At 61.0% G+C, this 7,218-nt stretch carries 10 protein-coding genes; 5 read left to right on the forward strand and 5 right to left on the reverse strand.

All coding sequences use genetic code 11. The features are described from left to right. The 3 genes from KHQ23_RS26080 to KHQ23_RS26090 form a co-directional block, all read right to left on the reverse strand. A partial coding sequence (locus tag KHQ23_RS26080) for a VOC family protein (protein WP_139033431.1) occupies nucleotides 1–131 on the reverse strand: 131 nt, incomplete at its 3' end. 176 nt (nucleotides 132–307) lie between these two features. Beyond that, on the reverse strand, nucleotides 308–619 hold the full coding sequence (locus KHQ23_RS26085; protein ID WP_211776824.1) for a cupin: 312 nt from the start codon (nucleotides 617–619) through the stop codon (nucleotides 308–310). A gap of 21 nt (nucleotides 620–640) precedes the next feature. Beyond that, on the reverse strand, nucleotides 641–904 hold the full coding sequence (locus KHQ23_RS26090; RefSeq protein WP_002904643.1) for a VF530 family DNA-binding protein: 264 nt from the start codon (nucleotides 902–904) through the stop codon (nucleotides 641–643). 282 nt (nucleotides 905–1,186) lie between these two features. On the opposite strand from KHQ23_RS26090, the gene KHQ23_RS26095 reads away from it, so the two are divergent. Genes KHQ23_RS26095 through KHQ23_RS26110 form a run of 4 tightly spaced genes read left to right on the forward strand, consistent with a single transcriptional unit; the run spans nucleotide 1,187 to nucleotide 4,489 of the window. Continuing rightward, complete coding sequence (locus KHQ23_RS26095; RefSeq protein WP_047694695.1) at nucleotides 1,187–2,215, forward strand: isopenicillin N synthase family oxygenase; 1,029 nt, start codon at nucleotides 1,187–1,189, stop codon at nucleotides 2,213–2,215. Between the two features lie 23 nt (nucleotides 2,216–2,238). Next, nucleotides 2,239–3,045 (forward strand): MetQ/NlpA family ABC transporter substrate-binding protein, encoded by an 807-nt coding sequence (locus KHQ23_RS26100; protein ID WP_002904638.1) that lies wholly within the window; start codon nucleotides 2,239–2,241, stop codon nucleotides 3,043–3,045. Further along, nucleotides 3,042–3,833, forward strand: coding sequence for a methionine ABC transporter ATP-binding protein (locus KHQ23_RS26105; RefSeq protein WP_073553711.1), 792 nt, complete (start codon nucleotides 3,042–3,044; stop codon nucleotides 3,831–3,833). The genes KHQ23_RS26100 and KHQ23_RS26105 overlap by 4 nt, the downstream gene beginning before the upstream one ends. Next, nucleotides 3,830–4,489, forward strand: coding sequence for a methionine ABC transporter permease (locus KHQ23_RS26110; protein WP_004217626.1), 660 nt, complete (start codon nucleotides 3,830–3,832; stop codon nucleotides 4,487–4,489). The genes KHQ23_RS26105 and KHQ23_RS26110 overlap by 4 nt, the downstream gene beginning before the upstream one ends. 10 nt (nucleotides 4,490–4,499) lie before the next feature. On the opposite strand, the gene KHQ23_RS26115 is transcribed toward KHQ23_RS26110, so the two are convergent. Next, nucleotides 4,500–5,558, reverse strand: a complete 1,059-nt coding sequence (locus KHQ23_RS26115; protein ID WP_004179795.1) for a nitronate monooxygenase family protein — start codon at nucleotides 5,556–5,558, stop codon at nucleotides 4,500–4,502. An 89-nt stretch (nucleotides 5,559–5,647) separates the two neighbouring features. On the opposite strand from KHQ23_RS26115, the gene KHQ23_RS26120 reads away from it, so the two are divergent. After that, nucleotides 5,648–6,493, forward strand: coding sequence for a LysR family transcriptional regulator (locus KHQ23_RS26120; RefSeq protein ID WP_004143508.1), 846 nt, complete (start codon nucleotides 5,648–5,650; stop codon nucleotides 6,491–6,493). Here KHQ23_RS26120 and KHQ23_RS26125 read toward each other — a convergent pair. Then, the coding region (locus KHQ23_RS26125; protein ID WP_139840465.1) for a YbfB/YjiJ family MFS transporter at nucleotides 6,490–7,218 on the reverse strand (729 nt) is incomplete at its 5' end. The genes KHQ23_RS26120 and KHQ23_RS26125 overlap by 4 nt on opposite strands.

The following is a 7,218-nucleotide window of genomic DNA, read 5'->3' on the forward strand; positions in this document are numbered from 1 at the left end:
GCATTACGGGTTCCCCACCCCGGATGCCGCCCTCCGGCCACCGCCCGCAGCTGCTGCCCGGCAAAGATTTCAATCGCCGCTTCCGGCTGATTCACAAACTGTACTGCGTGGTCCCACTGCAAGGTTGCCATGATCTCTCCCGCGATTGTGCCTGGTCAGGCGCCTGCGGCAAAAGATAGTGCTGGGGTGAAGGGAATGGCAAACAAGAATTAAATATATCGAAAGCAGGATAAGTGATTTATATCAACGCGGTATGTCGCATCTGACAGGCGATGAAACGGCGGGCAAAGAACCGCCCGCCGCGGGGTCAGACCGACCCTTCATTCTCAATCACCAGAATACGCGCCGCCCCCTGCGGGTGAGCGACATGCTCGCATCCCACCCCGGCGTAGAAGATATCGCCGGCGTTTAGCATGATAACCTGCTCCTCGCCGTCGACTTTCACATGCATCGCCACCTGACCATCCATCACGGCAAACACCTCCTGACCATCATTGATGTGCCAGATATAGGGTTGGTCGGTCCAGTGCAGACGCACGGTGGTACCGGAAAAATTGGCAATATCCAGCGCGCCCCACGCGCGGTCGGCGGTGAAATCTTTACTGCTCCAGCTCTGCATGATGGTGTCCTGTGGTAAGGGTTATTTTTTCTGCCAGTTTGCCCAGGGATCCGCTTTCTCCACCGGCGCGTCATCATCAAGGGAGGCGAGATACATAGCCTCCACCTCTTTGCGCGCCCACGGCGTCCGGCGGAGAAATTTGAGGCTGGACTTAATGCTGGGATCGCTTTTAAAGCAGTTAATGTTGACCTGGCGGGCCATTTCCGCCCAACCATAGCGCGCCACCAGGGCATTGAGCAGCGCTTCCAGCGTCACGCCGTGCAGGGGATCTTTCGAGCTGTGCATTACGATACGTCCGTTCCGCATTAAAAAGTGCGCCTACCTTACTGGCTCTCACCGACGGGCGCAACCGGCTTCATTACGCGCTTCGCGCCTATATCTATTTAACGCAAAAGCACTGAACCCCGCGCGGTCATAAATTAGAAAATAACGTTATTGGTTGCTTATTTGGCCTTGAGGCAAGCTGTGTTCAGCCCCGGACAGAGGAAATCACCATGCGCTGCTGTTGTGCCCGAACCCTGAACCTGAATCAACCCATAACTTATTACCCCGTTTTCGGAGAACACAATGAACGCGACCACCCTGCCGATTCTCGACCTGGCCCGCTACGCGGACCCCGCGGATAAAGCGGCCTTCCTGGCCGACCTGCGTCACGCCGCCCGCGACATCGGCTTCTTCTATTTGATCAACCACGGTGTGGACGACGCGCTTCAGTATGAAGTTCAGCGCCAGTCCCAACGCTTTTTTGCCCTCGATGAAGCGCAAAAACAGCAGGTGGCGATGATCCACTCCCCCCATTTTCGCGGCTATAACCGCGCGGCCTCAGAGCTGACGCGCGGCCAGCCTGACTGGCGAGAGCAGTTTGATATCGGCGCCGAACGCCCGGCGCTGACCCTCAGCGACGATGCCCCGCGCTGGCAGCGCCTGCAGGGTCCGAATCTGTGGCCTGCCGCCCTGCCGTCGCTTAAACCGGTGTTACTTCACTGGCAACAGCAGATGACCCAGGTGGGCATCCGCCTGCTGCGCGCCTTTGCCGAAGCCCTGCAGCTCCCGGAGAATGCTTTCGATCAGCTCTACGGCGAGAAACCCAACGAGCATATCAAACTGATCCGCTACCCCGGCCAGCAGGAGACCCAAAGCAGCCAGGGCGTCGGCGCCCATAAAGATTCGGGGTTTCTCAGCTTCCTGCTGCAGGACGAGCAGAAAGGACTGCAGGTTGAGGTCGCGCCTGGAGAATGGATCGACGCCGTGCCGCTGGCCGGCAGCTTTGTGGTCAATATTGGCGAACTGCTGGAGCTGGCGACCAACGGGTATTTGCGCGCTACCGTCCATCGCGTGGTGTCGCCGCCGGCGCAGCAGCAGCGCCTCTCCATCGCCTTCTTCCTCGGCGCCCAGCTTGACGCGGTGGTGCCGGTTTACACCCTGCCGCCCGAGCTGGCGCGTGAAGCGCGAGGGCCGGACAGCGACCCGCACAATCCGCCGCTGCGCGATGTCGGCTGGAATTATCTCAAGGGCCGTCTGCGTTCCCATCCGGACGTGGCGGAACGCTACTATCAGGACGTGTTTCGCGAACGCGCCGAGCAATTGATCGTTTAACCATAACTAAAAAGGAACACACCATGAAATATGCCGCTTTTAAACTGGCAGGGGTCGCACTGTCTCTTTCTCTGGCATGGACGTCTGCCCAGGCTGCCGCGCTGCGCGTCGCCGCGGACCCGGTTCCCCACGCGGAGATCCTCAACTACATCAAAAAAATCGATCCCAGCCTCGATCTGAAGGTGGTGGAGCTGACCAGCGGGGTCAACGCCAATGAACTGCTGGCCAGTGGCGATGTGGATGCCAACTACTTCCAGCATGTCCCCTACCTGAAGGATCAGGAGAAAGCGCTGGGTAAAACCTTTGCCGTCGCGGCCACCGTGCATATTGAGCCGCTGGGGATCTACTCGCATAAGCATAAAGATTTCTCATCACTGCCGGAAAACGCCACCGTGGCGGTGCCGAATAACACCACCAACCTGAGCCGGGCGCTGTTCCTGCTGCAGGCGCAGAAGCTTATCAAGCTGGACCCCAAATTTACCGACCCGGCCACCACCCTGGCGACGCCGAAGGATATTGTCGAGAACCCGAAACACCTGAAGATTCTGGAGATTGAATCGCCGCAGATCCCGCGCTCCCTCGACGATGTCGACCTGGCGGTGATTAACGGTAACTACGCGCTGGAAGCCGGCCTGGTGCCAGCGAAGGATGCCCTTGGGCTGGAAAGCGCCGAGCATAACCCGTACGCCAATATTCTGGTGACCACCCCAGCCCTGGCGAATGACCCGCGCATTAAGGCGCTGGCGAAAGACCTGACCTCGCCGCAGGTGGCGGAGTTTATCCGTAAAACCTACAACGGCTCGGTGATCCCGGTGGCCCCTCAGTCATGATAACCATCGAAGGGCTGAGCAAAACCTACGCCGGAACCGGCCGACCGGCGCTGAACGATATCGCGTTGCAGATACCGAAAGGGGCAATATACGGCATTCTCGGGCGCAGTGGCGCCGGCAAAAGTACGCTCATCCGCTGTCTCAATTTACTGGAGCGGCCCACCTCGGGCCGCATTCTGGTGAACGGACAGGATATTACCCAGTTGAACAAGGCGGCGCTGCGGGATTATCGCCTGCGCACCGGGATGATTTTCCAGCACTTCAATCTGCTGCATGCCCGCACCGTCGCTGACAACGTCGCGGTGCCGCTGGAGATTGCCGGAGTGCCGAGGGCCGCTCGCGAGGCCCGGGTGCGCGAACTGCTGGAGCTGGTGGATCTCAGCGAAAAGGCCGCCGCTTTCCCGTCACAGCTTTCCGGCGGGCAAAAGCAGCGCGTCGGCATAGCCCGGGCGCTGGCCGCCCGGCCGGAAGTGCTGCTGTGCGATGAGGCGACCAGTGCGCTGGATCCCGAGACCACCGCCTCGGTGCTGGCCCTGCTGGCGGATATTAACCAGCGCCTCAATCTGACCATTGTGCTGATTACGCACCAGCTGGAGGTGGTGAAAACCATCTGTGACCACGCGGCGCTGCTGGAACAGGGCGAGATTGTCGAAAGCGGTAAACTTGCCGACCTGCTGGTGACCCCATGGTCGCGGCTGCGCCAGTCGCTGCTGCACGACCTGCAGGCTGAACAGGAATTTCTTACCCGCCACGGCGTTCAGGGGAGGCCATTATGCGGAGTAGCATGAGCTGGGAAGATTTGTGGCCGTTATTACTCGACGGCACGCTGGATACGCTCTATATGGTGGGCCTGGCGGCCCTGTTTACCGTGCTGATCGGGCTGCCCACCGGCGTGCTGTTGTTTATTTCCCGCGCCAACGGGCTGGCGCCGATGCCGAAACTGAACGCGCTGTTAGGCGCGGTGATCAACATCGGCAGGTCGCTGCCGTTTATCGTACTGCTGATCGCCCTGATCCCCTTTACCCGGCTGATCGTCGGCACCACGCTGGGCAGCACCGCCGCCATCGTGCCGGTAACCATCGGCGCCTTTCCATTCTTTGCCCGTCTGACGGAAAACGCGCTCGACGAGGTGGACTACGGGAGAATTGAAGCCATTCTGTCGATGGGCGGCAACGTCTGGCACGTCATTTTTAAATCCCTGCTGCCGGAAGCCCTGCCAACGCTGCTGGCCGGGATCACGCTGACCATCGTAATGCTGATTGGTTTCTCCTCCATGGCCGGTGTGATCGGCGGCGGTGGACTTGGCGACCTCGCCATCCGTTACGGCTATCAGCGGTTTAATAATGAAGTCATGTTTGGCACAGTGCTGATCCTGGTGGCGATGGTCCAGGGGGTGCAAATGGCCGGCGATCGGCTGGTGCGTAGCCTGGCCCACCGCCGCTAGCCGTCAGTCATTAGTTCCAGCCGCTCTCTGCCGCCAGCTGGCGGACCAGAGTGGCGGCGTCACACTCGCGGATCAACCCCACCCCCTGCCCGGCCCAGTGGGCGCCATACTCATGGACACCCTGGGCTTTCGCGGCGGCGGCCAGTGCTTTGCCGATATCATACGCCAGCGGATAATCCGGCACGGCGCTCGCCGGATAGCCTTCCCCCAGCGCGCAGAAGGCATTCGCCAGACAGCGTGCCGGACGCCCGGATATCGCGGAGGTCAGCACCGTACGCCCGTCAAGGCTGTTGTGGATCGCCGCGCGATAGCCGGCGTCGGCGGCCGATTCCGGACACAGTAAAAACGCCGTACCGAGCTGTACGCCCTGCGCCCCCAACTGCATCACGCTGGCGATCCCCGCTCCGTCCATGATGCCCCCGGCGGCCACCACCGGGATGGTTAGTCGACGCCGCAGAAGTTGCACCAGGGTGAAGGTGCTCAGCTGCGCGTCAGGCGCCTGCGGAGCAAAGATCCCCCGGTGCCCGCCCGCCTCATAGCCCTGAGCGACCACCACGTCGATCCCCTGCTGTTCAATCAGCAGCGCCTCCTGGAGCGAGGTTGCCGTCGCCAGGGTAACGATCCCCTGCCGCCGCAGACGCTGGATCGTCTCACCTTCAGGAAGGCCAAAATGAAAGCTCACCACCGCCGGCGAGATGTCGAGAAGCAGCTCCAGCATCGGCGCATGACCGATAAATGTCTGGTAGATCTCGCTTAACGAATCCGGTGGCGTACTGCCATAGCGGGCAAAATGGGGACGTAATGTTGTTGCCCAGTCGGCTTCCCGCCGGGCGTCGCGCCGGGGCGGCGCATGGCAGAACAGATTGACATTGAACGGACGGTCCGTCAGCTGGCGGGTGGCGACTATCATCGCTTCCGCCTGGGCAACGGTTGAAGCGCCCAGCCCCAGCGAGCCCAGCGCACCGGCATTACTTACCGCGGCAGCCAGCGCGGGGGTGGAGACGCCCGCCATCGGGGCCTGAATCAGGGGATAATCAATATCAAGAAGCGAAAGCAGCGGGTTGCTCATGGTTTCCTCATGCTTTAACGATGCTGGAGGCTTACCATCTCCTTTAAAGATGGTAAGATCAACATTATTATCGTATTGAGAAGAAAAATATGAACCACAGCACACTCGAGATCTTCATTCAGGTGGCAGAAACGCAGAGCGTCACCCAGGCAGCAAAACGGCTGGGCCGCGCACAGTCCAATATCACGACCCGCATTCAGCAGCTGGAAGAGGAGCTTGCCGTTGAGCTCTTCGTTCGCGGCAACAAAAAAATGGTGTTGTCCCCGGCAGGCGTGCAGTTTCTCAGCTATGCCCGGCGGATCCTGAGCCTGGCGGAAGAGGCAAAGCAGGCTCTGCATCCGACAACCCCAGGCGGCAGTCTGCGTCTGGGCGCGATGGAGGCGACCGCCGCCAGCCGGCTGCCGCCGCTGCTTACCCGCTTCCAACAGCAGTGCCCACAGGTGGATATCACCCTCATCACCCAACCGACCCGCCAGTTAACCGAGGGGGTGTTAACCGCCGCCCTTGATGCCGCGCTGGTCTGCCTGCCGCCAGGGGCCGATGGGCAACCTGCCTGTCCCGCCGAACTGGCATTCACCCCGGTGTTTTATGAAACCCTGATGCTGGTCCGTCCGCAGACCCCGGGTCCGCTGCGGTTCGCGGCATTTGCCAGCGGCTGCAGCTACCGCGCGCTGGGAGAACGCTGGCTGGCGGAACAGCAGGCGGCCGTCGAGGTGCATGAGGTCAATTCCTATCACAGCATGCTTGCCTGCGTGGCGTCCGGGCGCTACGCCTGCCTGCTGCCGCAGAGCGTGCTGTCGCTGATGACGCTTCCCGAAAACTGCCTTAGCGAACCGCTGTGCGAGGCGACCACCCAGCTTATCTGGCGCAGCGGCTTGAGCGCCCCCGCCCTGAGCGAGTGGCGCAAGCTGCTGCAAAGCGTGGCGATTGGCTAAGCCTGGCGTTCGGTAAAGACCAGCCCTGCGGCAATCAGCAGCGCCAGCGCCGCGGCATAGAGCGCCGGGTTAAATGAAGCCGCGATCTGATACAGCGCGCCGGCGATAAGCGGCCCGGCAATCTGTCCCACACCGTACAGTGCAGTCATCGCGGCAATCATATTGAAGCTCACCTGATGGCTGAGACTTTTCGCCTTCGGTAGCGCAATGGTTACGGTGCCCATAAAGGTAAAGCCCACCAAAAGCGCGCTTAGCACGCAAAACAGCAATGAAGCGCTGCAGGCTGGAAGGATCACGCCAAGCGCCTGGACGAGCAGGTTGCGGGTCAGCGCTTGCCGGTATCCCCACTTTAGCACCAGCTTATGCCAGATGAGGCAGGACGGCGCGGCCGCCAGACCAAACAGCGCCCACAGATGGACCGGGTCAACGCTCTGCAGCGAACCGGACAGAAACAACGGCAGATAAGTGGCGGTGATGATATAGCCGAAGCCCGCCAGACCGTAAACCATCAAGAGTCGCCACGCCGCGCGACGGGTATCGCTCCCGGACGCAGGCGAGGAGGTTTCAACATGGGAAACCCGCACCAGTGCAGCCGGCGGAGTCAGCAGCCAACGGATCGCCAGCGCCAGCAGCAGACCGGCGCATAATGCGCAGAGCAGCCAGATCTGCTGGCTGGTGAGGTTCAGGGCATGTCCAAGGGCGATCCCCTCCGCGGAGATAAATAT

It is taken from the genome of Klebsiella sp. 64 (genome assembly GCF_018223915.1).
GTDB classification, from domain to species: domain Bacteria; phylum Pseudomonadota; class Gammaproteobacteria; order Enterobacterales; family Enterobacteriaceae; genus Klebsiella; species Klebsiella pneumoniae.

Coding starts and splice junctions, on each gene's coding strand:
- KHQ23_RS26085 (WP_211776824.1), bottom strand. CDS start 619: ATGCAGAGCTGGAGCAGTAAAGATTTCACCGCCGACCGCGCGTGGGGC.
- KHQ23_RS26090 (WP_002904643.1), bottom strand. CDS start 904: ATGCACAGCTCGAAAGATCCCCTGCACGGCGTGACGCTGGAAGCGCTG.
- KHQ23_RS26095 (WP_047694695.1), top strand. CDS start 1,187: ATGAACGCGACCACCCTGCCGATTCTCGACCTGGCCCGCTACGCGGAC.
- KHQ23_RS26100 (WP_002904638.1), top strand. CDS start 2,239: ATGAAATATGCCGCTTTTAAACTGGCAGGGGTCGCACTGTCTCTTTCT.
- KHQ23_RS26105 (WP_073553711.1), top strand. CDS start 3,042: ATGATAACCATCGAAGGGCTGAGCAAAACCTACGCCGGAACCGGCCGA.
- KHQ23_RS26110 (WP_004217626.1), top strand. CDS start 3,830: ATGAGCTGGGAAGATTTGTGGCCGTTATTACTCGACGGCACGCTGGAT.
- KHQ23_RS26115 (WP_004179795.1), bottom strand. CDS start 5,558: ATGAGCAACCCGCTGCTTTCGCTTCTTGATATTGATTATCCCCTGATT.
- KHQ23_RS26120 (WP_004143508.1), top strand. CDS start 5,648: ATGAACCACAGCACACTCGAGATCTTCATTCAGGTGGCAGAAACGCAG.